Here is a 22,770-nt window from a genome sequence, read left to right on the forward strand (position 1 = left end):
TTCCTCCACGATACTCCACTTCACACCACCAAACAACAGAAAGCTGAGATCTAAGCCGTGAAACGGCCCAGACTTCCGCACAAATCAAGCACTTTTGGCGGTGGAGGGAAATGGAGGGGAATTTGACGTTTCGAGCGAGTCGGGCCGTATTTTGGAGCACGGGCACGCAAGCTCCGGCGCAAGACGACAAAAAAAGGGGGCCGACCCGAAGGTCGGCCCCCTTTGTGGAGGTGTGCGGAAGAAGCGGCTCTTGGCCTATTCCTCGCGGTCCTGACGCTTGTCCCAGCGATCGTTGAGCTTGTCCATCAGATTGGTCTTGGATGCGGCGGCGCTGGGTGAAGACCCCGTGCGCGGCCCGGATGCCGGACGGGACGCTGTCGACGACGGCCGAAGAGCAAGGAGCACCCCGGCGAACATCCCGACGAAGCCGACGAGGCCGACAATGGGAAGGTGCGTGATGACGCCGACGATGACGACCACGAGACCAGCGATGGCGAGAAGAATGCCGAGTACGAGGGCGCCGTAGTTGACTCTGCCTCTACTGGCGTTGACCGCCGAGACGAAATCGGCATCGTTGTGATAGAGACTGCGCTCCATCTCATCTAGAAGCTTTTGCTCCTGCTCGGAAAGCGGCATCCTATTCACCTCAGGCTCTGTCACACGCGTCGTACTTGAAGCGATTGTAGTGCTCAGCATCTGGCTAGGCTAGGTACGTGACACAAAGCACGCGCCTGGTAAGCCAGGTCGACACCGAAATCGCCGATTTTCTCGCGTCTCGTGAACCCATTCTCGCCGCTGTGGCTGACGAACTGTCCGCCTTCACCGATTTCTCCCGGGATCTTCTCAGCGGCGGCAAGCGGTTTCGCGCACGGTTCTGCATCGCCGGATGGCAGGCGACATCGACCCACGCCGAGGCCGACGAGCAGAGAGCCGTCGTCACCCTCGCCGCAGCGCTCGAGGTGTTCCACTCCGCAGCGCTGGTGCACGACGACATCATCGATAATTCAGACACGCGTCGCGGCATGCCCGCCGCCCACATTCGATTCGCCGCGCTGCATCGCGACGAGCATTTCGTCGGCTCGGCGGATGCGTTCGGTCGCGCCAGCGCCATCCTGCACGGAGACCTCCTTCTCGGCTGGAGCGACGAACTCGTCGACGGGGCACTCGATCTGCTGACTGACCGAGACCGAGCTCGATCGACGCGGGCGGAGTTCAACCGCATGCGCACCGAGGTCACTGTCGGACAGTATCTCGACATCCTCGAAGAGAACGCCTGGCCCACAGTTCCCGACACCGAGACGATCCGCCGCGCGGAACGGGTCATGACCTTCAAGTCGGCCAAGTACAGCGTCGAGGCGCCACTCGCCCTGGGCGCCCTCATCGGCGGGGCATCCGCGGCGCAACTCGAGTCTCTGCGCAGCTTCGGCCTTCCACTCGGACTGGCATTTCAACTGCGAGACGACGTCCTGGGGGTCTTCGGCGATGCGGCCGTGACCGGAAAACCAGCGGGCGACGATCTGCGCGAAGGCAAGCGCACCGTTCTGGTGGCGCTTGCCCGCCAGGGCATGAGCGACTCGCAGCGAGAGACATTCGACGACGCGCTCGGTCGACCCGAGCTCGACGACGCGGCCGTCGTCGAGTTGCAGCGGCAGATCGAAGTCAGCGGCGCACTCGAGAGTGCTGAGCGGTCGATATCGTCATACACGGCCAACGCGCTCGACGCTCTGCGTGACGCGGACCTCGACGTCGATGCGGTCGCTGAGCTGGAGCAGCTCGCCCGGCTCCTCACCGAGCGCTCGTCGTGACGAGCTGATCGATCAGGCCAGAGCCTGCGCCACTCGGCGAACCTCGGCCTTACGGCCGGCGAGCAACGCGTCGATCGGCGCGACCCCGAGCGATTCCTCTTCTTCGAGCAGCCACTGCATCGCCTCATCCGGCACAAAACCGGAGTCGAGGAGGACGATGATCGTGCCTTTCAGCTCAGGGAGGGGCTCGCCGTCGCGGATGAAGACATCCGGCACGACGAGGACCTTGTCTCGGCGGATCGCGAGCAGTGAATGCTCCTCGATCATCTTGCGGACTCGACCCGGTGTGGATCCGAATATGTCGGCGACGTCGGGGATGGTCAACCAGGTTCTTGCGGGGGCGTTTTCACTCACATGCCAAGCCTGCCACGATCGGGGGCGCCCCCGGCACCCCGTCACCGATATCGCATCGTTATGACGGCCTCGCTTCGCCCACCGATGGAGCGTTGACGAGCCTCTGCATACGTGGAACTGTTGACGCACGGGTGAAAACAGAATTGCGAGGTGCACGACCGCTATGACCAGGTCGCCGAGCCGCGCGAGCCGACGAGCGCGGCATCACCAACCCCGTTCGTTCGCCGCCCTCGTCGCACTCCCCTTCGTTCTGGTCGGACTTGTCGCTTCGAAACTCGCAGCGTCGTCGAGTCGCCGCAAAGACAAGCTGCCGGTCAGCCCAGATCCCACACACGACGAGCCGGACGAGTCGTCGTACCGCGTCGAATTGGGTGACACCGTCAGCGAGATCGCCATCCGTCACGGCCTGCCGACAGCCCACGTGCTGGCGCAGAACGGGCTGAGCTGGAAGACGCCCATTTTTCCAGGGCAGCTGCTCCGGCTCGACCCGATCCCGGACGATCTCGAATGGCCCGCGGCCGAGACCGCGGACCGGCGCGACAGGCGTTTCGGCTGAACGTGCGCACGGCCGGCACGGCGGGTCTCGATCTTCGTGGTGTCTATCCCGGCTTCCGTGGCCACGGCTCTCTAAACTTCATTCGTGACCACCGCGCCCACTGACCCTATGATCGGACGTCTTATCGACGGTCGGTATCAGGTGCGGTCGCGGATCGCCCGGGGCGGTATGGCCACCGTCTACCTCGCGACCGACCTCAGACTCGAGCGTCGTGTCGCCATCAAGATCATGCACGGCCATCTGGCCGACGAATCCAATTTCAAAGAACGCTTCGTGCAGGAGGCCAGGTCTGCGGCGAGACTGGCTCACCCCAACGTGGTCAACGTCTTCGATCAGGGCCAGGACTCGGACATGGCGTACCTCGTCATGGAGTACCTGCCCGGTATGACCCTGCGCGACCTCCTCAAAGACTATGGAACGCTCACGACCGAGCAGACCCTCGACATCATGGACGCCGTTCTCGGGGGTCTCGCGGCAGCGCACAAAGCGGGCATCGTGCACCGCGACCTCAAGCCAGAAAACGTGCTGCTCGCCGACGACGGCCGCATCAAGATCGGCGACTTCGGACTATCGCGTGCGACGTCGGCCAATACGGCCACCGGTCAGGCGTTGCTCGGAACGATTGCGTACCTCTCCCCCGAGCTCCTGACTCGAGGAACGGCCGACGCACGAAGCGACATCTACGCCGCCGGCATCATGATGTACGAGATGCTCACCGGCGCACAGCCATTCGTCGGCGACCAGCCCATGCAGATTGCGTTCCAGCACGCCAACGACCAGGTTCCCCGACCCAGCGCGGTGAATCCATCGGTGCCGCGCGACCTCGACGAGCTCGTCTTGTGGGCGACCGCCAAAGACCCTGTCGACCGTCCGACAGATGGTCGGGCCATGCTCGAACAGCTTCGACTCACCGAGCAGAGTATGTCCGCGACCCAGGCAGCGACGACCGGCATTCAGCGCACGGTCGTGATGCCTGCAGCCCTCAGTCCCGACATCGCGTCGGCACAGACACAGTCTTTTCAGAAAACCGGCATCACGTCGGCTCTGACCATGCCGAACCGCGCACCGGCGACGCAAAGAGCGCCCCAACAGACGGCGGCGCACAGCCCCGCAGCTCCGGCTGACCGTCTGAAAGCCTCAGTCGCTGTGCGGCGCCGCCGCGCGTTCTGGTTAGTCGGCATCGTGCTCCTTCTCGTCGCTCTGGCAGGCGGCACGGGGTGGTACTTCGGCATCGGGCCGGGCGCCCAGCTGACGATCCCCGACGTGGCTGGACAGGCGCCAGACGCCGCGCAATCGACTCTCGAGAAGCTCGGTGTCGTCGTGACCCGCGCAGATCAATCGAGCGTGACCGTTCCTGCCGGAACTGTCATAGGCACCGATCCGTCGTCCGGCGCTCACGTCGCACGCGATGCCGCAGTCAGCCTCATCGTGTCGACAGGTCCGGCCCAGCTGCCGCTCCCTCAGCTGATCGGTGTCGACAAGACCGCGGCAGCGCAAGCCATCCAGAATGCGAAGTTCACTCTCGGCAGCGAATCGCAGGTCTTCTCGAACTCTGCCGCGGCAGGAATCGTTCTCGACGCGTACAACGCGGAGGGCGCGAGCCTCGCCAGCAACGGTTCTACCGAGGGTGTCATCTACAGCGAGGCCCAACCGGTCTCTCTCCTGGTCTCGGCCGGCGCCATCCCCGATGTGTCCAACAAAACGGTCGACGACGCTACCGCGACTCTGCAGTCCGTCGGCCTGTCGGCTGCCGCCGGCGAGCAGGTCTACAGCGACTCGATCAAGGAGGGCAACGTGATCCAGGCCATCGCGCCCGCCGACACCGTCCATCCCGGCGACACGATGTCGCTTCAGATCTCGCGTGGCCCCGAACCTGTCACGGTTCCGGATGTCGTCGGCAAGCCCTGGATCGATGCCAAATCGATTCTGGTGGCGGCCGGATTCGACCTCAGTTACCCCGCTGGCGCCGACATCGTGCCCGCACTCGTCACCGTCACTGCGACGAACCCCGCCGCCGGCACCAGCGTTCCCCGCGGCTCGAAGCTCACCGTCAGCGTCAGCTTCTAGTCAACGCGGCTCCGGGTGCAGCCGCGCCGCTCGAAAACTGAAGCGCCCGACCTCGGATGCGCGAGGCATCCGGGTCGGGCGCGACCGATCGGCTGAGCAGCGCTAGCCCTTGCGAACCTCGCCGAGCTCCTCGGCGACCAGGAACGCGAGTTCGAGGGACTGCATGTGATTGAGGCGAGGGTCGCACAGCGACTCGTAGCGAGTCGCGAGGTCGGCCTCGTCGATGTGCTCCGAGCCGCCGAGGCACTCGGTGACATCGTCGCCCGTGAGCTCGACGTGGATGCCGCCCGGATGAGTTCCCGCGGCGCGGTGAGCCTCGAAGAAGCCCTTGACCTCGTCGACGACGTCATCGAAACGACGCGTCTTGTAGCCCGTGGGTGTCGTCAGCCCGTTGCCGTGCATCGGATCCGTGACCCACAGCGGAGTCGCATCGGCCGACTTGATGGTCTCGAGCAAGGGCGGCAAGGCGTCGCGGATCTTGCCTGCGCCCATTCGCGTGATGAACGTGAGACGGCCGGGCTCTCTGTTCGGGTCGAGCTTGTCGATGAGGCGCAGCATGTCGTCACCACTCGTGGTGGGACCGAGCTTGACTCCGATCGGGTTGCGCACACGGCTGAGGAAGTCGACGTGGGCCCCATCGAGGTCACGAGTGCGCTCACCGATCCAGAGGAAGTGGCTCGACGTGTTGTACGGGGTTCCCGTGCGCGAATCGATGCGAGTCATGGGCCGCTCGTAGTCGAAGAGCAGGGCCTCGTGGCTGACGAAGAACTCGGTGCGCTTGAGCGCCTCGAAGTCTGCCCCGCAGGCGATCATGAACTTCACGGCCCGGTCGATCTCGCGAGCGAGGTGCTCGTACCTGACGTTGGCCGGGTTCGATGTGAAGCCCTTGTTCCAGTCGTGCACCTGCCTGAGGTCCGCGAATCCGCCCTGCGTGAAGGCTCGAATCAGATTGAGGGTCGATGCCGCGGTGTGGTAACCCTGGACCAGTCGCCGAGGGTCTGCCTCACGGGACTCGGGAGTGAAGTCGTATCCGTTGACGATGTCGCCACGGTAGGCGGGCAGGGTGACCGATCCACGTGTCTCGGTGTCGCTCGAGCGAGGCTTGGCGAACTGCCCTGCCATACGCCCCATCTTGATGACGGGCATCGAAGCGCCGTAGGTGAGCACAACGGCCATCTGCAGCACGGTCTTCACCCGATTGCGGATCTGTTCTGCCGTGGCACCGGAGAATGTCTCGGCGCAGTCGCCTCCCTGGAGCAGGAATGCCTCTCCACGCGCCGCCACGGCCAGTCGATCACGCAGATTGTCGACCTCACCCGCGAAGACGAGAGGAGGGAGACCAGCGATCTCGGCGGAGGCGGATTCGACAGCGACGCTGTCGGGCCAGGTGGGCTGCTGCTTCACCGGGAGACCTCGCCAATAGTCCAACCCGGCGATCACAGACTCGTCTGCTTGAACGACCAGTTCGGTTGGATCTACCACGTGAGGGTTTCCGTATCTGTTGCTTCTCGAGTGTGCGGACCGGCCATCGGGAAGGCCGACCGCGTCAACGAACGACGCTCGTCCGTTTCTCCTTTACCGAAGTCGCGTAGACGTCTGCGTATTCCTGGCCCGAGAGCCGCTGCAGTTCGTACATGATCTCGTCGGTGACGCTCCGAAGGATGAATCGGTCGGATTCCAACCCCTCGAACCTAGAGAAATCTAGCGGCTCGCCGATGATGACGCCAACTCTCCTGATCTTCGGAACCTTCGTTCCGATCGCCATGACCTTGTGCGTGTCGATCATCGCGACGGGAATGACGGGCACACCCGCCTCGAGGACCATCCGGGCGACACCGGTTCGCCCCCGGTACATCTTCGCGTCCGGACTCCTGGTGCCTTCCGGGTAGATACCGAGGAGGTCGCCCCTGCCCAACACGGCGAGCCCCGTGTTCAGCGAGGCTTCCGACGCCTTGCCTCCGGAGCGATCGATCGGCAACTGCCCGGTCGCGAGAAAGAATCCCCGCACGAGAGCACCCTTGATGCCCTTGCCCGTGAAGTAATCGCTCTTGGCAAGGAACGACACGCGCCGGGAGAGCACGAGGGGAAGGATCACCGAGTCGATGAACGACAGGTGATTACTCGCCAGTATCGCCCCTCCCGTGCGCGGCACGTTCTCGAGTCCTCTGATCCAGGGGCGGAACACCGTGAGCACGATCGGCCCGGCGATCAGGTTCTTCATGATCCAGTAGAACATCGTGTGCCTTCGGCTCAGATCTGCGCGGCGTAGAGACGTGCGAGGTCGGCGGCGCCGACGACTCCCGCATCGTTGACGAGTTCGGCGATCCTGAACTCCGGTTCGGGGTGGTACCCGCGAGCGGGCAGGTTGTCGAGAAACGACTGCCGGATGGGATCGAGCAGCAGGTCTCCGGCCTGAGCGACTCCACCGCCGATCACGAAGAGCTGGGGATCGAGCACGGCGGCGAGACTTGCGCTCGCCTGCCCGATCCAGTGGCCGAGTTCGCGCAGTGCGGCGAGGGCCCCGGGGTCGCCCGCCTGAATAAGCTCGCTCACCTCGTGGCCCGTCAGCACGCCGACGCGAGTCCGTGCGGCGGCCAACGCGATACCGACACCGCCGGCATCCGCCAACTCGTTCGCGTAGCGAAGCAGCGCTCGGCCCGAGCCGTACTGCTCGATGCAGCCGCGCGCGCCACAACCGCAGGGCAGGCCGTCGGGCACGACTCTCATATGGCCGAGTTCGGCAGCCGCGCCGAATCCGCCTCGAAACATGCGGTCGGATGAGACGATGGCTCCCCCGACCCCCGTGCCGATGGTGAGCATGCACATGTCGCTGACGAGGCGGCCCGCGCCATAGCGGAACTCCGCCCATCCTGCCGCGTTCGCGTCGTTCTCGATGATGACACGGAAGGGCACACGTCGCTCGAGCTTTTCGCGGAACGGTTCGTTGCGGTAGCTGATGTTGGGTGCGTAGTACACGGTCGACTGCGCCGCGTCGATGAATCCGGCTGCGGCCACACCGACAGCAGCGACGTCGTAGCCATCCGCAAGCTCGGTGATCATCGCGACGACCGTGTCCTCGATGTTCTGGATGTCGACGGCGTGGGTGGGTCGTCGGTCGAAACGCACGATCTGCCCGAGGTCGTCGACCAACGCGCCGGCGATCTTGGTTCCGCCGATGTCGATGCCGATGGCGTGCATTAAAACCGTGTCCTTCCACGTCGCCGGCCACTGGGGCGAAGACGTCGCTTGCGATGCGCGTTCCGACAAAGGATCGAATGCGCCAAGTAGAGTGTAGTTATCAGGCACCATCCAGCACCATTTGGCCTGAGCATCGGCCTCAAGCGCCGACGAGCACATTGACCTGTTGACGAAGGAGTTGACGTGGAAGAATTCTCTGTACCCGCCGTTGTGAAGGCTGACCCCGACGCGAACGCTACCGATCTGCTGCTGGCTCGAGCCGCCGCCACACCGGATGCGCCTCTGTTCGCCGTTCCTGATGGAGACGGATGGAGCGAGATCACCGTCGCCGAGTTCCTGCATCGAGTTCGCGCGACCGCGAAGGGCCTCATCGCCAATGGCATCAAGCCGGGCGACAAGATCGGATTCATGTGCAAGACCCGCTACGAGTGGACGGTGGTCGACTTCGCGACGTGGTTCGCCGGGGCGATTCTCGTGCCGATCTATGAGACATCTGCTCCCAGCCAGGTCCAGTGGAACCTGAGCGACTCGGGTGCTGTCGCGGTCATCCTCGAGACCGCCGATCACTTCGCGAAGTTCGATGAGGTGCACCCCGATCTCCCCCTGATCAACCAGGTCTGGCAGATCGACCTCGGCGACCTCGACAAGATCGTGGCGTCGGGATCCGCTGTGAGCGACGAGGCACTCGAGGCCGCGCGATCGAGTGCGTCGGGCAGCGACCTCGCGACACTCATCTACACCTCGGGAACAACGGGCAGGCCGAAAGGCTGCATGCTCACCCATTCGAACTTCGTCGAGCTCAGCCGAAACGCCGGGGTCGCCATGAAAGAGATGCTCGAGCCCGGAGCATCCACTCTGCTATTCATCACCACGGCGCACATCTTCGCTCGGTTCATCTCCGTGCTCTGCGTGCACGCCGGCGTCAAGGTCGGACACCAGTCGGACACGAAGAAGCTGCTGACCTCTCTGGGCAGCTTCCGACCCACATTCCTACTCGCCGTGCCCCGCGTCTTCGAGAAGGTCTACAACTCGTCCGAACAGAAGGCCGAGACAGGCGGCAAAGGGTCGATCTTTCGCAAAGCAGCTGCCACGGCGATCGAACATTCCGTGGCCCTCGACGAGGGAAAGGTGCCTCTGGGACTGCGACTGCGGTTCGCCCTCTTCGACAGGCTCGTCCTCTCGAAGATCCGCCAGGCCATGGGCGGGCGTGTGCAGTACGCGGTATCGGGTTCCGCGCCGCTCGGCCACCGCCTCGGCCACTTCTACCGCAGCCTCGGCATCAAGATCCTCGAGGGCTACGGTCTGACCGAGACGACCGCACCCGCGACCGTCAACCTCGTGTCGAAGTTTAAGATCGGCACCGTCGGGCCCGCTCTGCCGGGTGTGGGAGTCCGGATCGCCGACGACGGCGAGATCCAGGTATCCGGCATCAACGTATTCGCCGGGTATTGGAACAACGAGGAGGCGACCCGCGAGGCCATGGACGGCGTCTGGTTCAAGACGGGCGACATGGGGGCATTCGACTCCGACGGTTTCCTCGCCATCACGGGGCGAAAGAAGGAGATCATCGTGACGGCGGCGGGCAAGAACGTCGCTCCGGCCGTTCTCGAGGATCCGATCCGCGCGAACCCGCTCGTCGGGCAGGTCATCGTTGTCGGCGATCAGAAGCCCTTCATCTCGGCTCTGATCACCCTCGATCCCGAAATGCTCCCCGTCTGGCTCGGCAACAACGGCCAATCGCCGCGCCTCACTCTCGCCGAGGCGGCTCAGAACCCCGCCGTGCTCGCCGAGATTCAGCGCGCTGTCGACGATGCGAACAGTTCCGTCTCGAGAGCCGAGTCCATCCGCAAGTTCGTCGTGCTGAGCGACGATCTCACCGAAGACTCGGGCCACCTGACCCCGAAGCTCACGATCAAGCGGAACGTGATCCTCAAGGACTTCGCCGACGACGTCGAACGCATCTATCAGGCGGCACCTGCAACAGAGGGCCAGTCGCTCATCCTCTGATGCCCGAGGGCTCGGTAGCCCTCCTTCTCATAGCTTCCGATTCACTGACAACTTGCCCCGTTGGTCGGTGAACACCGTCGCGCTGATGAATCATCTTCTTAGACGATCGTCTAGGGAGGCGGGTAGAGGTATGGACGAGCTCGAGAGCAGAGTCGCGCACAACGCGATCTGTCACATCGCGTACGTCGACGAACCGTGCGTGATGGAGTGCGACTGCTCCATCGGTCATGACCATCTCGGAAGTTACTCTCTCAGCGCAGACCTCGCCCACTCCCTGGCGAGCTTCATCCGACGAACTGCTGCGGCGCGCCGCCGCAGCAGTTAACCACCCAGCAAGGGAGAGCACCATGCCACGCACCCGTTCCACGAAAAAGTCTCAGACGCCTCGCCACAGCACTATCCCCCGGTCTCTCGCCGGGGCGGTCGTTCTCGGCCTCACCCTCACGGGGATCGTCGCCTCGGGGCAGGGCGCCATCGCCGCTGATATGCCGTCGAGCATCGAGCAGTCTTCCGATGCCCATGTCTCATCACAACACCGGGTCGATGACGCGGACACGCTCGATCCGATCGGATCCCTCGTCGCCCAGCGACTCGCACTCGCGACCCCTGTCGCCCAGTCCAAGTGGTTGAGCGGAAAACCCATCACCGACCCCGTTCGAGAGCAGGCCGTGGTCGACGAGGCCGTCGCTCTCGCGACGAAGGACGGCGTCGATCCAGATCTGGTGGCCAGAGTCGTGCGTGCGCAGATCAGCGCCAGCAAGGTGGTGCAAAACGGTCTCTTCACGGAATGGAAGCACAACACGCAGACAGCTCCCACCGAAGCCCCCGACCTGGCTACGATCCGACCACAACTGGACTCCATCGACACCGCGCTCGTGACGGCCATCGGCGACGCATCCGCAGTGGCGAATGACGCGCGCTGTTCACACGCTGTCGACTCCGAGCGTGATCGGACCTACCCGGGTATGGATTCTCTCGAACGCAAGGCCGTCAGAGTAGCCTGGGCATCCTTCTGCGCGAGCTGAGCTGACGACCCGCGGCCGCACACCCCCGAGCTGGAGGCGACACTCGATCTCCGTATAATTGGCCTTTTGTGACATGCCATAACATCGGCGGAGGAGGGCAATGAATCGGCGAGTGCAAGCGATGGAGGCGTCGAAGGCTGCCATCATCGAGGCCGCGGGTCGGCAGTTCGGCACATTCGGTTACGAGGGCACCTCGTTTTCGCGAATTGCAGAGGCGATGGGCAAGCCGAAGTCCGCCATCGGATACCACCTGTTCCCGTCGAAACTCGCCCTCGCTAGCGCTGTGATCGAGCACCAGCAACAGCGGTGGACGAGTCTGTACGCACAGATATCTGAGCAGCCGGGCCTTGAACGACTCACCGCATTCCTGTTGACGACGTCTTTCGACGCTCGTTCATGTCCGATAGCCGCAGGCGCGACGCGGCTGCTGCACGAGCTTCTCGAGGCGGGCATCGAGGTGCCCCGCGACTTCGATTGGGGAACAATCCTGAGACAGCAGCTCGAGATCGCCGTGCGCGACTCCGGCGGCGACCCCGACGGTATTCCTGAGCGAACAGTCGGGCTCCTGCTCAGCGCAACATTCGGGCTGGTGGGCGGATCCATGACGGTGAGCGCGGAGGAGTTCGAGATTCGACTCAAGTCACTCTGGGGACCCCTCTTCGAATCCTGGGGCATCGCAGACGCCGTTGCGCGGGTCGAGCGAGTGAAAGCACTAGACACCGTGGACGCCGGGCATACCGACTCCACCGACGACGAGAACTAGAACCAGTCGGACTCTCGAACCTGCTTCATGGCCTCGCGCCGTGCCGGCTTGTCGAGCCGATCGAGGTAGAGCAGGCCGTCGAGATGGTCGGTCTCGTGCTGAAGGGCCTGCGCCATCACTCCGGTGCCCGACACCTCTATCTCGTTGCCGTCGAGGTCGATGCCCGTCGCCCGGGCGAATGGATGCCGCAGAGTGGGGAACCAGAGCCCGGGAACGGAGAGACACCCCTCATCGACGAGCTGGGGTTCGCCCGACAGCTCGACGATCGTGGGGTTCAGGATGTACCCGATCCGCCCGTCGACGTTGTAGCTGAACGCGCGTAGATTGACACCGATCTGCGACGCGGCGACTCCGGCGCGGCCGGGAAGACGCACGCTGTCGAGCAAGTCTTCCACAAGGCCCCGGATGCGATCGTCGATGTCCGTGACTGGATCGGAGACGGTCTTCAGAACAGGGTCACCGAACAGTCGGATCTCGCGCGCGCTCACTGGGCGGCCACCACGACGAGAAGGTCGCCGGCTTCGACCTGTTGCGTTGCGGGGATCGCGACACGACTCACCCTGCCCGCGATCGGGGCCGTGATGGCGGCCTCCATCTTCATCGCCTCGATGGTCGCCACGGATTCGCCCGCCGCGACGATCGCGCCCTCGGCCACCTTGAGTGTCACCACGCCCGAGAAGGGAGCGGCAACCTGACCGGGCTTCGAGGGATCGGCTTTCTCAGCAGCGGTGGTCTCGACGGTGATGCTGCGGTCTCTCACAAACACCGGGCGGAGCTGGCCGTTCAGAATGGTCATGACCGTGCGCATGCCCTTGTCGTCGGCCGTACCGATCGCTTCGAGGCCCACGTAGAGCTTGACGCCCTTATCGATTTCCACGACGTTCTCGACGCCCTGGCGAAGGCCGTAGAGATAGTCGACCGTATCGACCACCGACAGGTCGCCGTACTGCTCGCGCACCTGCTCGAAGGCCTTCGTCGGTCCGGCGAACAGCAGCCTGTTCAGAGTCGACCTGATCGCCGCGCTGTCGTCACCCGTCAGGGTCTCGGCGTCGGCCTGTTCGAGCGGGGTGACCCCGATCTTCACCTCGCGGCCCTCTAAGACCTTGGTGCGGAACGGCTCCGGCCATCCGCCCGGCAGCTCGCCGAGCTCCCCCGCCATGAACCCGATCACCGAGTCCGGGATGTCGTAGTTCTGGGGGTTCTCTTCGAAGTCCTTCGGGTCGGCCTTGACGGCGGCGAGGTGCAGGGCGAGGTCGCCCACGACCTTCGACGAGGGTGTGACCTTGGGCACGCGACCGAGAATCTTGTTCGCCGCGGCGTAGAGGTCTTCGATGCGCTCGAAGTCGTCGGCGAGCCCGAGAGCGATCGCCTGCTGGCGAAGGTTCGACAGCTGGCCGCCGGGGATCTCGTGACTGTACACCCGGCCCGTGGGCCCGGCGAGGCCCGATTCGAACGGGCGATAGACGGTGCGCACGGCTTCCCAGTAGGGCTCGAGGTCGAGCACGGACCGCAGCGAGATGCCCGTGTCGCGGTCGGTGTGTGCCAGTGCGGCGACAAGACTGGATGCCGATGGCTGGCTCGTCGTTCCGGCCATCGGAGCGCTCGCCACGTCGACGGCATCGGCACCTGCCCGGCTCGCCGCCAAGAGAGTCGCCAGCTGGCCGCCCGGTGTGTCATGAGTGTGGACATGCACGGGTAGATCGAAGTTGCTGCGGAAGGCCGCAACCAGCTTCTCGGCCGCCGCCGGACGAAGGAGGCCCGCCATGTCTTTGATGGCGAGCACGTGCGCACCCGATGACACGATCTGCTCCGCCAGCCTCAGGTAGTAGTCGAGGGTGTAGAGATCTTCGGCCGGGTCGAGCAGGTCGCCGGTGTAGCAGACCGCCACCTCGGCAACGGCATGGCCTGTTTCGAGCACCGAGTCGATGGCGGGGCGCATCTGCCCGACATCGTTGAGCGCGTCGAAGATGCGGAAGATGTCGACTCCGGTCTTGGCCGCCTCGCGCACGAAGGCGTCGGTGACCTCGGTCGGATACGGGGTGTACCCCACGGTGTTGCGCCCTCTCAGCAGCATCTGCAGAGCCACGTTCGGAACCGCTTCCCGCAGGGAGGCGAGGCGCTCCCAGGGGTCTTCTCCGAGGAATCTGAGCGCGACATCGTAGGTCGCGCCGCCCCAGGCCTCGACAGACAGAAGCTCTGGGGTCATGCGAGCCACGTAGGGCGCCACCGCGAGCAGATCTCGGGTGCGCACGCGGGTAGCCAGCAGCGACTGATGCGCGTCACGGAACGTGGTCTCGGTCACGGCGAGAGCAGTCTGAGCACGAAGGGCGCTCGCGAATGCCTGCGGCCCGAGTTCGAGGAGTCGCTGCCTCGACCCACTCGGCGCGGGAGCATCGAGATCGATCGCGGGAAGCTTGTCGAGAGGGTCCACGCTCGATAGGCGCGCCCCATTGGGCTGGTTGACCGTCACATCCGCGAGCCAGTTGAGGATCTTGGTTCCGCGGTCTTTCGAGACATGGCCTCGAAGCAGTTCGGGACGCTCATCGATGAAGGAGGTGCTCAGGTCGCCCGCCTCGAAGCTCGGGTCTTCGAGAACAGCCTGCAAGAAGGGGATGTTGGTGGCGACCCCTCGGATGCGGAACTCGGCAAGGGCCCGCTTAGACCGCCGCACCGCCGCCGAGAAATCGCGGCCTCGGCAGGTGAGCTTCGCCAGCATGGAGTCGAAGTGCGGGCTGATCTGCGCGCCCGGGTTGATGGTTCCGCCGTCGAGTCGGATGCCGGCGCCTCCCGGCGACCGATAGGTCGTGATCTTGCCGGTGTCGGGTCGGAACCCGGCGGTCGGGTCTTCGGTCGTGATGCGGCACTGCAGTGCGGCGCCGCGAAGCACGATGCCCTGTTGCGACAGGCCCATCTCGGCGAGCGTGACGCCGGCTGCGATGAGCATCTGCGACTGCACGAGGTCTACGTCGGTGACCTCTTCGGTGACCGTGTGCTCGACCTGGATGCGCGGGTTCATCTCGATGAAGACGTGTTCGCCCGCGCGCTCCCCCACCGTGTCCACGAGGAACTCGACTGTGCCGGCATTCACGTAGCCGATCGATCGAGCGAAGGCGATCGCGTCTCGGTGCAGCGCCTCGCGCAGCTCGTCACTGATGTTCGGCGCCGGTGCGATCTCGATCACCTTCTGGTTGCGCCGTTGAACAGAGCAGTCCCGCTCGAAGAGGTGCAGGGTCTCCCCCGTCGCATCGGCGAGGATCTGAACCTCGATGTGCCTCGGGCGGAGCACCGCCTGCTCGAGGAACATGGTCGAGTCGCCGAATGCACTGTCGGCCTCTCTCATCGCTGCCTCGAGCGCCTCTGTCAGTTCGCCCTTCGACTCGACCCGGCGCATCCCACGCCCACCGCCGCCTGCGACGGCCTTGGCGAACAGAGGGAAGCCGATGTCGTCGGCGCCGGCCAAGAGCACATCGAGGTCGCGCGAGGCGGGCGTAGAGCGGAGCACTGGAACACCGGCCGCGATCGCGTGATCTTTCGCCGTGACCTTGTTGCCGGCCATTTCGAGCACGTGTGAGCCCGGCCCGATGAAGGTGATACCGGCGGCGCGGGCGGCTTCGGCGAGATCGGGATTCTCGGAGAGGAATCCGTAGCCGGGGTAGATGGCGTCGGCGCCGCTCTCGACGGCTACGCGAATGATCTCGCCCACATCGAGATATGCGCGCACGGGGTGACCGATCTCGCCGATCTGATAGGCCTCGTCGGCCTTGAGCCGATGCATGCTGTTTCGGTCTTCGTAGGGAAAGACCGCGACGGTCTTCGCACCGAGTTCATACGCCGCACGGAATGCCCTGATGGCGATCTCTCCACGGTTGGCGACAAGAATCTTGGAGAACATGGGGGCCTTTCACAAATACGTGCGTATCGAGCGCACGGTTAGGTTGTCTCAGCCTAGTAAAGGTAACGTGGTGTCCGTGCATGTACTCAGCGTCAGCTCCCTCAAGGGAGGAGTGGGAAAGACCACGGTGACGCTCGGGCTCGCCTCGGCCGCTTTTGCAAAGGGCCTGCGTACCCTCGTCGTCGATCTTGACCCCCAGTCCGATGTCTCGACCGGAATGGACATTCGTGTCGCCGGTCACCTCAATGTGGCCGATGTTCTGGCCAGCCCCAAAGAGAAGGTCGTTCGCGCGGCTATCGCTCCGAGCGGCTGGACCAAGGATCGTGGCGGCAAAATCGATGTGCTGATCGGCAGTCCATCTGCTCTCAACTTCGACGGTCCGCACCCGAGCATCCGCGACATCTGGAAGCTCGAGGAAGCCCTCGCGACCGTCGAGGCTGACTACGACCTCGTGCTCATCGACTGTGCGCCTTCGCTCAACGCACTCACGCGTACCGCGTGGGCAGCGAGCGACAGGGTGAGTGTCGTCACCGAGCCTGGACTCTTCTCCGTAGCCGCGGCCGACAGGGCGTTGCGTGCGATAGAAGAGATCCGCCGCGGCCTCAGTCCCCGACTCCAGCCGCTCGGAATCATTGTGAACCGTGTTCGGTCGCAGTCCTTGGAGCATCAGTTCCGCATCAAGGAACTGCGCGACATGTTCGGACCCCTGGTCCTCAGCCCGCAGTTGCCCGAGCGCACGTCGTTGCAGCAGGCGCAGGGTGCGGCGAAGCCTCTGCACGTGTGGCCCGGCGAAGGCGCGCAAGAGATGGCGCGCAACTTCGACCTTCTCCTCGAGCGCGTGATGCGCACAGGCAGGCTCGGCGAGTACGCCGAGACCAAGACCACACGCGGCTAGATCTTCCCTTCGACGGGCTCAGGGAACGGATGCCGTTCGCTGGGCTTGTCGAAGCTCCCATTCGCGGAGCCTGGCGAAGAGCCCGCTAGGAGATCTTGCGGTTCGCCCTACGCGCGGCGAGTTCGTCCATCGGGTCAGGAACATTCGAGTCGATCGAGACGAGAGTGGTCTCGACCTCCCGCAGAACCTTGCCCACGGCGATGCCGAAGACGCCCTGACCGCGGCTGACCAGGTCGATGACCTCGTCGTTCGAAGTGCACAGATAAACGCTGGCTCCATCGCTCATCAGAGTCGTCTGGGCGAGGTCGTTGATGCCGGCCTCGCGGAGCTGCTCGATCGCTGTGCGGATCTGCTGCAACGAGATGCCTGTGTCGAGCAGACGCTTGACGAGCTTGAGCACGAGGATGTCTCGGAACCCGTAGAGACGCTGAGAACCTGATCCGGCGGCGCCACGAACAGTGGGTTCGACCAGCGCCGTGCGCGCCCAGTAGTCGAGCTGCCGGTACGTGATTCCGGCGGCGCGGGCGGCAACGGCTCCACGGTATCCGGAGTCGGCGTCGAGCTCGGCCATGCCATCGGTGAAAAGAAGGCCATCGAAGCGGGCATCGTCGCTACGCTTCGTGCCTGGTCCGGCACCGGTTCCGATGTTCTCGCTCAAGAAACGCGCCTCTTCCAGAAAAATTATCGGCCGTTGAAAGCCGTCTGTGTCTACTCAGTCCACGCTAGCGAGGGGATCGACCAGCGGCAACGACATCCGCATTTATTAGTCGGCGTGTCGTGCAGAGTCGACGTTCAGCCAGTCTACGACGCCCACCGGTCAGGGAACGAGTCGCCCGAGGGCCGATCTGATCAGACTCCCTCTCACGATCTCGAGCTGACCCGCGATTTCGACGGCGAGCTCTGCCGCGCGCGCTCGACTCGATGCGTCATTGCGCCTCGATACGGGCACAAGTGCGCTCTCGATGAGTCCGAGTTCTCTCTCTGCGGCGACGCGGAAGCCGCGCAGGTGGCGTGGTTCGATGCCGCAGCGCTGGAGCTCGACGAGGGCCTTCAGCACCGCGAGAGTGTCGTCTCCGAACGTGTCGCCCGGAGTGATCACCGAAGCAGACACGGCGTCCTGGAGCAGCATCGGAGTGGCACCGGCTTCGCGGATCAACTCATCACGGCTGAGGCGTCGACCGCTCGGCAGCATCGATGGACCGCGATCGGTCGTCGACCCGGGAAGGAGTGGCCCCAGACCCGCGTCGACGTCGTCGAGGTAGGACTTGATGACGACGAGCGGCAGATAGCGATCCCGTTGCATCGTGAGGATGAGCCGGAGTCGATCGAGATCTTGTTGGCAGAACTTGCGGTAGCCCGATTCTGTTCGAGCGGGCCGCACGAGCCCTCGCTCTTCGAGAAACCGAAGCTTTGAGGGGGTCAGATCAGGAAATTCGGGCGTGAGCCGGGCGAGAACCTGGCCGATGCTGAGGAGCTGAGCCGATGCCGATCCGCGCGCCGATGCGGGTGTGCCGGCCATCTACTCGCCGGGGGCGGTGACGACGTCGAGCCGCGACGGGTAGAACGTGAGACGGAATTTGCCGACCTGTACCTCTGCGCCGTCGCTCAGAAGAGCCCGGTCTACCCGTACACCGTCGAAGTACGTGCCGTTGAGTGACCCCAGATCGGTCACTTCGAAGGCGTTGGCGCGGCGGGTGAAAGCTGCATGCTTGCGAGACACGGTGACATCATCGAGGAAAATATCTGCCTCGGGGTGGCGCCCGGCGATCGTGCTGTCGGAGTCGAGGAGGAAACGAGCCCCGTTGTTGGGCCCACGGCGCACGATCAGGAGCGCTGATCCCGACGGTAGAGCGGCGATCGCCTCGAGCTCTTCGGCAGTGACCCCGCCTTCGAGAGCCGCCAGCTGGGCCGCAAACTCCGCAGTGAAATGCAGGGTCGTGTCAGTTTCATTGCGTGCGCGGTTCGCGGACTCGTGTGCGTTCGTGTCATCAGCCAAGTTCGTGACCTCCTAGGGTGTCCAGCGTAGCCGATGCGAGTCTGCCAGCGAGCAGGGAATACGCCGAACGGCCACCTGTGAGTGCGCGTTCAGCCACCGAATCGGGCGTCATTGAGATGCGACGGACGAAGCTCCGAGCATCCCCGTCAACCACACGGTTCCTCTGGTAAAGCATCCGAGCGATTCGACACGCCTTCGAAGCTCCGCATCGGCAGTCACTACGAGCACCGTGTCGCCTGCGTTCAGTCGTGAATCGGCGATGTCGACGATCGATTCGTCTCCCTCGCCTTCGGCGCGAGCGACGACGATCTCCGGGGAACGGATGCCATCAGCCAGGGTGCGAGCCGAGTCGCGGACTTGACGATCCGGAGCATTCCTGCCTTGCCCTTCGAGCACGGCGACGATCGATGGCCAGTACACGTCGACATCGAGGCCGAGAAGCGTTCCCGGGATTCCCTCGTCCGCCCTGTCGGCGAGAGAATCGAGCAGATTCGCGGCAGCGCCCGCCCGATCCTTCCACCACCCGTTCGGCCGGGAGCCGATCACATTGGCCGAATCGACCACGACGCTGATCGAGTTCTGTAGGAGGCTCTTGAGCGACGGCCAGCGTGCGGCGAAGCCGGGATGTAGAGGGAGCGAGTCGACCTCGTCGATCGGAACCCAGCGGAGCTCGATACTCTCCGCGTCGCCGATGACCGCGTCGAATGCACGCGTTGCACGCACTCCGACCGTCGTGTAACTCCAGATTCCGATGTCGAGAACGCTCGTGAATTCGAGTTCGAGCGCGTCCGCGGGCACCCCAGCCTCTTCATAGGCCTCCCGCAGAGCGCCACGCACCGCGGATTCGCCCTCGTGTCGCGCCCCGCCGGGGAGACCCCAGGTGCCCCCGTGGTGGCTCCATTCGACCCGGAGCTGCAGCAGCACTCCACGGTCGTCGTGAACAAGAAGACCCGCAGCCCCGAACGTGCCCCAGAACTTTCGCCCGTCAGACGCGGTGACCCAGGCGTCCCCACTTCCGTGCGGACGACGGCCGACCGCGCCGAGCGAGTTCTCGGCCATCACAGTTTGGTGAAGCGCGGTACAGCGACACCGTCGACCAGCGCTTCGCCGAGAAACATATCGAGGGGACGGACCCACAGGGAACCGTCCGCAGATCGGTAGAGCGCCAGTCTCTCTTCTGTCTCGCTGTGCCGGGCTTCGCCGACGACGTCGTATCGACCGCCCTTGAAGTGAACGTATGCGCCGGGCTCCAAGGTATCCATCACCCGATTCTGCCTCATCTTCCCGCACGCGGCGCGGGGTCCGATCGCCGGGAATATTCACCGCACACCGACGGTTTCGAATCCATGTAGATGCAAACGCATTGAAATGTGTGGAGTGGAGAACATCATGAACAAGTCGATCGCGATCATTTCGGCTGGCCTCAGTCAGCCCTCGTCGACGCGCCTGCTCGCCGATCGATTGGGCGAAGCGACGACGCGAGCCCTGTCGGACGCGGGTTCCGACGCGACGATCACCGTTATCGAACTCCGCGACCTGGCACACGACATCACGAACACCATGCTGACCGGATTCACCGCCGGCGACCTCGCGTCGGCGATAGAGACGATCGCCGACGCAGACGCCGTCATCGCCGTGACCCCGATCTTCTCATCGTCGTACAGCGGGCTGTTCAAGTCGTTCTTCGACATCCTCGAGCCGCGCACCCTGGCCGGAAAGCCCGTGCTCCTCGCAGCAACGGGCGGCACCGCTCGCCACTCTCTGGCACTCGAGTATTCAGTGCGCCCGCTCTTCGCTTATCTGCAGTCGATCATCGTGCCCACCTCTGTTTTTGCCGCCTCGGAGGACTGGGGCAGCACCGGCGGAACCCACGGAGAACTCGCCGTGCGCATCACTCGGGCGGCCGGCGAACTGGCCGAGATCGTCGAGGGACGCCCCGCGACCCGGCCCGTCGAGGAGCCCGTCATCCCCTTCGCTCAGCAGCTGGCGAATCTCGCCGTTTCGGCATAAGCGCAGTTCAGGCGCGTCGGAACTGCACACTGATGCGGGGCCCGACAGTCTTGGCCGACTTGAGGATGGCGTGCTCGTATGTGCGCTGGCAACTGCCTCCCATCACGATGAGATCGCCGTGCCCGACCGGAAACCGCTCGGTCTGCCCACCGCCGACGGGACGCACCGAGAGCACGCGCTCTGCACCGACCGAAAGAATAGCGACCCGCGTGTCACGCTGCGTCGATCGGCCCACGCGGTCGCCGTGCCACGCGACACTGTCATCGCCTGTTCGATAGAAGCAGAGGCCAGCCGTGGCGAACCGTTCGGCATCGAGATGAGCGTAGTGCTCGTTGAGCAGCCGCATGGCGTCGTCGAGCGTCGAATGCGGAAGCCGATCCGCCTCGCCGAACCAGCTCACCAGCCGGGGCACCTCGACGATTCTGTCGTACATCTCACGTCGATCGGCTCGCCACTCGACAGCGCCGACGAGGTCTTCGAACAGCGAGTCGGAGTTGGCAACCCAACCCGGCCTCAGGTCGATCCACGCACCCGAATCGAGAGGGATGCGCTGAACGCTCTCGCCGAGAACACCCACAACGGCGGCGGCACCCGGGTCATCGAACAGCGAGGCCTGATATGCGAGAGTCATAACTCGAGCATACGTAAATTCGAACATATGTTCTACTCGCGTCGCGGGCAGCATCAGGTCTCGTAGAGTCGAGGAATGGAAGCAGGCTCATCGATCCGAGTGGACAGTTGGATCTGGGCCGTGCGGCTGATCAAATCGCGCTCCCTCGCCACCTCCGCGTGCCGCGCCGGCCACGTGCGGGTGAACGGCGAGAAGGTGAAGGCAGCCCACTCTGTGCGGGTGGGCGACGAAGTCCGACTCCGCACTCCGGATGCCGAGCGCATCGTTGTGGTGAAGCGGGTTCTCGCAAAACGAGTGAGCGCGGCCGTCGCGGCCGAGAGCCTCACCGACAACACCCCACCCCCACCGGCCCGTGAGGACGTGCCGTTCGTGCCCATCCGCGATCGCGGTGCCGGACGTCCGACGAAGCGCGAGCGTCGCGACATCGAGAAGCTGCGGGGCCACTGATACGTAGCGGCGTCGTCTGCGCCGGGTCTTATGCCCGCGCTGTCAGACCAGCTGCACACCCTGCTGCAGGCGGGTCCGCACCTCGAAGACATCGCCTTGGCGCCGCGCGGCGCCGCTCGACACCCCGGAACGCAGCACATCCGACAACCGTGAGCGCGCGATGACGAGAGTGCCGGCATTCCGGCCTCTGTCGACCGACTCGGACGACGCCTCGACGAGCGCCCCGTCGGGAACCACGATGACCTGGCCGTCGAACCTCACCCCGAGCGACCTGCCCAGCTTTCGCGCCGATCGCACGAGGTCGCGAATAGGCAGTTCGCCATCGGGAATGGTGTCACCCGCCAACTCGCCCCGGTGAAGGCGCACGGCTTCTCCCCAGTCCTCCGACATCACGGCGAAGAGTCCGGCAGGGCCGAGCACGACATGGTCGATCTTGTGGCCGGTGGGCGTGGCGACGTCATTCCAGACGGTGAATCCCATACCCAGGTCTGAGAGGGAGCGAGCGGTCTGCTCTTCGGCCAGTGCCTTGCCGAGCAGCCAGCGGATCTCACGAGGGGCGCTTCGCACGAGCGCGGCGTCGTAAGGATCGGGCAGTTCGGAGCCGCGCCCCGCCCACTCTCTGATGAGAGTCAGAAATCGTTCTCTCGCCTGTCCACCCGGGTGCCCATAGGAGCGTGCCTTCAAACTCGATGCGCTCGACGGCGCTGCCGCGCGAGCGGCCCACGACGACGATCCCGCGGCACGGGCCGAACCCGTGCGAGCCGAGCCGGACGACGCCCCCCTGTCGTACGCCGAGCGGGATACCGGATCGCCCACCACCTCCCAGGCAGCTTGGACGGCATGGAATCGCGCCGGTGAACCGCCCGTGTCGGGGTGGGTCTCGCGCAGGCGGCGACGATAGGCCCGCCGCATCTCGTCGAGGCTCGCAGAGGGAGCGATGCCGAGCACCTCGTACGGAGTGGCCGAGGCCGGACTGTCAGACATGCCGCTCGTGAACCTTCCTGATCAGGGTGTGACCCACAGGTCCCGAGCACGAGAATACCGGCCAAACCTGACGTCGCACCCCGGAGCATCCGGCCGTACACCGTCGCCTGCTGTGTGTCCACCCATCGGCGCCGCGCGGC

The 22,770-nt window shown here is 64.6% G+C and carries 23 protein-coding genes; 9 read left to right on the top strand and 14 right to left on the bottom strand.

From position 1 onward, the window contains the following. Positions 1-255: 255 nt before the first annotated feature. The gene (locus tag B9Y86_RS16785; RefSeq protein ID WP_085488244.1) at positions 256-636 is read right to left on the bottom strand and encodes a DUF3040 domain-containing protein; all 381 of its coding nucleotides are present in this window, start codon (positions 634-636) and stop codon (positions 256-258) included. Between the two features lie 77 nt (positions 637-713). Between B9Y86_RS16785 and B9Y86_RS16790 the strand changes: the two genes are divergently transcribed. Continuing rightward, positions 714-1,805: a polyprenyl synthetase family protein gene (locus tag B9Y86_RS16790; protein WP_085488246.1), complete on the top strand. Its 1,092-nt coding sequence runs from the start codon at positions 714-716 to the stop codon at positions 1,803-1,805. Between the two features lie 12 nt (positions 1,806-1,817). Here B9Y86_RS16790 and B9Y86_RS16795 read toward each other — a convergent pair whose 3' ends face one another. Continuing rightward, on the bottom strand, positions 1,818-2,159 hold the full coding sequence (locus tag B9Y86_RS16795) for an Rv2175c family DNA-binding protein (protein WP_085488248.1): 342 nt from the start codon (positions 2,157-2,159) through the stop codon (positions 1,818-1,820). A 163-nt stretch (positions 2,160-2,322) separates the two neighbouring features. Here B9Y86_RS16795 and B9Y86_RS16800 point away from each other — a divergent pair, with 163 nt between their 5' ends. Further along, the gene (locus tag B9Y86_RS16800) at positions 2,323-2,715 is read left to right on the top strand and encodes a LysM peptidoglycan-binding domain-containing protein (protein WP_085488250.1); all 393 of its coding nucleotides are present in this window, start codon (positions 2,323-2,325) and stop codon (positions 2,713-2,715) included. A gap of 108 nt (positions 2,716-2,823) precedes the next feature. Beyond that, the gene (gene pknB, locus B9Y86_RS16805; protein WP_425319480.1) at positions 2,824-4,782 is read left to right on the top strand and encodes a Stk1 family PASTA domain-containing Ser/Thr kinase; all 1,959 of its coding nucleotides are present in this window, start codon (positions 2,824-2,826) and stop codon (positions 4,780-4,782) included. A gap of 102 nt (positions 4,783-4,884) precedes the next feature. Here pknB and B9Y86_RS16810 read toward each other — a convergent pair whose 3' ends face one another. From B9Y86_RS16810 to B9Y86_RS16820, 3 genes are all read right to left on the bottom strand, one after another. Then, on the bottom strand, positions 4,885-6,264 hold the full coding sequence (locus B9Y86_RS16810) for a class II 3-deoxy-7-phosphoheptulonate synthase (protein ID WP_085488254.1): 1,380 nt from the start codon (positions 6,262-6,264) through the stop codon (positions 4,885-4,887). Between the two features lie 64 nt (positions 6,265-6,328). Continuing rightward, entirely contained in the window at positions 6,329-7,018 is a 690-nt protein-coding gene (locus tag B9Y86_RS16815; protein WP_085488256.1) for a lysophospholipid acyltransferase family protein, read from the bottom strand. Positions 7,019-7,032: 14 nt separating this feature from the next. Next, a complete protein-coding gene (locus B9Y86_RS16820) occupies positions 7,033-7,980 on the bottom strand; it encodes an ROK family glucokinase (protein WP_085488258.1) in 948 nt (315 codons plus the stop codon). A gap of 183 nt (positions 7,981-8,163) precedes the next feature. Between B9Y86_RS16820 and B9Y86_RS16825 the strand changes: the two genes are divergently transcribed. The 3 genes from B9Y86_RS16825 (at position 8,164) to B9Y86_RS16835 (ending at position 11,775) form a co-directional block, all read left to right on the top strand. Then, positions 8,164-9,987: an AMP-dependent synthetase/ligase gene (locus tag B9Y86_RS16825; RefSeq protein WP_085488260.1), complete on the top strand. Its 1,824-nt coding sequence runs from the start codon at positions 8,164-8,166 to the stop codon at positions 9,985-9,987. A gap of 347 nt (positions 9,988-10,334) precedes the next feature. Further along, complete coding sequence (gene aroQ / locus B9Y86_RS16830) at positions 10,335-11,012, top strand: gamma subclass chorismate mutase AroQ (protein WP_176223411.1); 678 nt, start codon at positions 10,335-10,337, stop codon at positions 11,010-11,012. A gap of 100 nt (positions 11,013-11,112) precedes the next feature. Beyond that, positions 11,113-11,775 carry a TetR/AcrR family transcriptional regulator gene (locus B9Y86_RS16835; RefSeq protein WP_085488264.1) on the top strand — a complete coding sequence of 221 codons (663 nt, stop codon included), beginning with the start codon at positions 11,113-11,115 and terminating at the stop codon, positions 11,773-11,775. On the opposite strand, the gene B9Y86_RS16840 is transcribed toward B9Y86_RS16835, so the two are convergent. Further along, entirely contained in the window at positions 11,772-12,263 is a 492-nt protein-coding gene (locus B9Y86_RS16840) for a peptide deformylase (protein ID WP_085488266.1), read from the bottom strand. The genes B9Y86_RS16835 and B9Y86_RS16840 overlap by 4 nt on opposite strands. Beyond that, the gene (locus B9Y86_RS16845) at positions 12,260-15,667 is read right to left on the bottom strand and encodes a pyruvate carboxylase (protein ID WP_085488268.1); all 3,408 of its coding nucleotides are present in this window, start codon (positions 15,665-15,667) and stop codon (positions 12,260-12,262) included. Before B9Y86_RS16845 ends, B9Y86_RS16840 begins: the two co-directional genes overlap by 4 nt. A 76-nt stretch (positions 15,668-15,743) precedes the next feature. On the opposite strand from B9Y86_RS16845, the gene B9Y86_RS16850 reads away from it, so the two are divergent. Next, positions 15,744-16,562 (top strand): ParA family protein, encoded by an 819-nt coding sequence (locus B9Y86_RS16850; RefSeq protein ID WP_085488411.1) that lies wholly within the window; start codon positions 15,744-15,746, stop codon positions 16,560-16,562. Between the two features lie 85 nt (positions 16,563-16,647). Here the strand turns inward: B9Y86_RS16850 and B9Y86_RS16855 are convergent, their stop codons facing one another. The 5 genes from B9Y86_RS16855 to B9Y86_RS16875 form a co-directional block, all read right to left on the bottom strand. Beyond that, a complete protein-coding gene (locus B9Y86_RS16855; RefSeq protein WP_044443442.1) occupies positions 16,648-17,133 on the bottom strand; it encodes a MerR family transcriptional regulator in 486 nt (161 codons plus the stop codon). 246 nt (positions 17,134-17,379) lie between these two features. Next, positions 17,380-18,081: a transcriptional regulator FtsR gene (gene ftsR / locus B9Y86_RS16860; protein ID WP_085488270.1), complete on the bottom strand. Its 702-nt coding sequence runs from the start codon at positions 18,079-18,081 to the stop codon at positions 17,380-17,382. After that, positions 18,082-18,558, bottom strand: coding sequence for an FHA domain-containing protein (locus tag B9Y86_RS16865; RefSeq protein ID WP_228515454.1), 477 nt, complete (start codon positions 18,556-18,558; stop codon positions 18,082-18,084). 108 nt (positions 18,559-18,666) lie between these two features. Next, positions 18,667-19,617, bottom strand: a complete 951-nt coding sequence (locus B9Y86_RS16870) for an NUDIX hydrolase (RefSeq protein WP_085488272.1) — start codon at positions 19,615-19,617, stop codon at positions 18,667-18,669. Then, positions 19,617-19,820, bottom strand: a complete 204-nt coding sequence (locus B9Y86_RS16875; protein WP_217809225.1) for a DUF1653 domain-containing protein — start codon at positions 19,818-19,820, stop codon at positions 19,617-19,619. The genes B9Y86_RS16870 and B9Y86_RS16875 overlap by 1 nt, the downstream gene beginning before the upstream one ends. A 127-nt stretch (positions 19,821-19,947) precedes the next feature. On the opposite strand from B9Y86_RS16875, the gene B9Y86_RS16880 reads away from it, so the two are divergent. Beyond that, positions 19,948-20,568 carry an FMN reductase gene (locus B9Y86_RS16880; RefSeq protein WP_085488415.1) on the top strand — a complete coding sequence of 207 codons (621 nt, stop codon included), beginning with the start codon at positions 19,948-19,950 and terminating at the stop codon, positions 20,566-20,568. A 7-nt stretch (positions 20,569-20,575) separates the two neighbouring features. On the opposite strand, the gene B9Y86_RS16885 is transcribed toward B9Y86_RS16880, so the two are convergent. Continuing rightward, positions 20,576-21,199 (bottom strand): alpha-ketoglutarate-dependent dioxygenase AlkB, encoded by a 624-nt coding sequence (locus B9Y86_RS16885; RefSeq protein WP_085488276.1) that lies wholly within the window; start codon positions 21,197-21,199, stop codon positions 20,576-20,578. A 75-nt stretch (positions 21,200-21,274) separates the two neighbouring features. Between B9Y86_RS16885 and B9Y86_RS16890 the strand changes: the two genes are divergently transcribed. Next, entirely contained in the window at positions 21,275-21,646 is a 372-nt protein-coding gene (locus B9Y86_RS16890; RefSeq protein ID WP_085488278.1) for an RNA-binding S4 domain-containing protein, read from the top strand. Between the two features lie 42 nt (positions 21,647-21,688). Here the strand turns inward: B9Y86_RS16890 and B9Y86_RS16895 are convergent, their stop codons facing one another. After that, positions 21,689-22,630, bottom strand: a complete 942-nt coding sequence (locus B9Y86_RS16895; RefSeq protein ID WP_085488280.1) for a J domain-containing protein — start codon at positions 22,628-22,630, stop codon at positions 21,689-21,691. Positions 22,631-22,770 lie beyond the last annotated feature (140 nt).

Source organism: Agreia pratensis, assembly GCF_900177685.1.
GTDB classification, from domain to species: Bacteria; Actinomycetota; Actinomycetes; order Actinomycetales; family Microbacteriaceae; genus Agreia; species Agreia pratensis.

What these genes read in the sequence shown, in the direction of transcription:
- B9Y86_RS16785 (WP_085488244.1), bottom strand. Translation starts at nt 636, where the DNA reads ATGCCGCTTTCCGAGCAGGAGCAAAAGCTTCTAGATGAGATGGAGCGC.
- B9Y86_RS16800 (WP_085488250.1), top strand. Translation starts at nt 2,323, where the DNA reads ATGACCAGGTCGCCGAGCCGCGCGAGCCGACGAGCGCGGCATCACCAA.
- pknB (WP_425319480.1), top strand. Translation starts at nt 2,824, where the DNA reads ATGATCGGACGTCTTATCGACGGTCGGTATCAGGTGCGGTCGCGGATC.
- B9Y86_RS16815 (WP_085488256.1), bottom strand. Translation starts at nt 7,018, where the DNA reads ATGTTCTACTGGATCATGAAGAACCTGATCGCCGGGCCGATCGTGCTC.
- B9Y86_RS16820 (WP_085488258.1), bottom strand. Translation starts at nt 7,980, where the DNA reads ATGCACGCCATCGGCATCGACATCGGCGGAACCAAGATCGCCGGCGCG.
- aroQ (WP_176223411.1), top strand. Translation starts at nt 10,335, where the DNA reads ATGCCACGCACCCGTTCCACGAAAAAGTCTCAGACGCCTCGCCACAGC.
- B9Y86_RS16835 (WP_085488264.1), top strand. Translation starts at nt 11,113, where the DNA reads ATGAATCGGCGAGTGCAAGCGATGGAGGCGTCGAAGGCTGCCATCATC.
- B9Y86_RS16845 (WP_085488268.1), bottom strand. Translation starts at nt 15,667, where the DNA reads ATGTTCTCCAAGATTCTTGTCGCCAACCGTGGAGAGATCGCCATCAGG.
- B9Y86_RS16855 (WP_044443442.1), bottom strand. Translation starts at nt 17,133, where the DNA reads ATGGCCGAGCTCGACGCCGACTCCGGATACCGTGGAGCCGTTGCCGCC.
- ftsR (WP_085488270.1), bottom strand. Translation starts at nt 18,081, where the DNA reads ATGGCCGGCACACCCGCATCGGCGCGCGGATCGGCATCGGCTCAGCTC.
- B9Y86_RS16870 (WP_085488272.1), bottom strand. Translation starts at nt 19,617, where the DNA reads ATGGCCGAGAACTCGCTCGGCGCGGTCGGCCGTCGTCCGCACGGAAGT.
- B9Y86_RS16875 (WP_217809225.1), bottom strand. Translation starts at nt 19,820, where the DNA reads ATGGATACCTTGGAGCCCGGCGCATACGTTCACTTCAAGGGCGGTCGA.
- B9Y86_RS16880 (WP_085488415.1), top strand. Translation starts at nt 19,948, where the DNA reads ATGAACAAGTCGATCGCGATCATTTCGGCTGGCCTCAGTCAGCCCTCG.
- B9Y86_RS16885 (WP_085488276.1), bottom strand. Translation starts at nt 21,199, where the DNA reads ATGACTCTCGCATATCAGGCCTCGCTGTTCGATGACCCGGGTGCCGCC.
- B9Y86_RS16890 (WP_085488278.1), top strand. Translation starts at nt 21,275, where the DNA reads ATGGAAGCAGGCTCATCGATCCGAGTGGACAGTTGGATCTGGGCCGTG.
- B9Y86_RS16895 (WP_085488280.1), bottom strand. Translation starts at nt 22,630, where the DNA reads ATGTCTGACAGTCCGGCCTCGGCCACTCCGTACGAGGTGCTCGGCATC.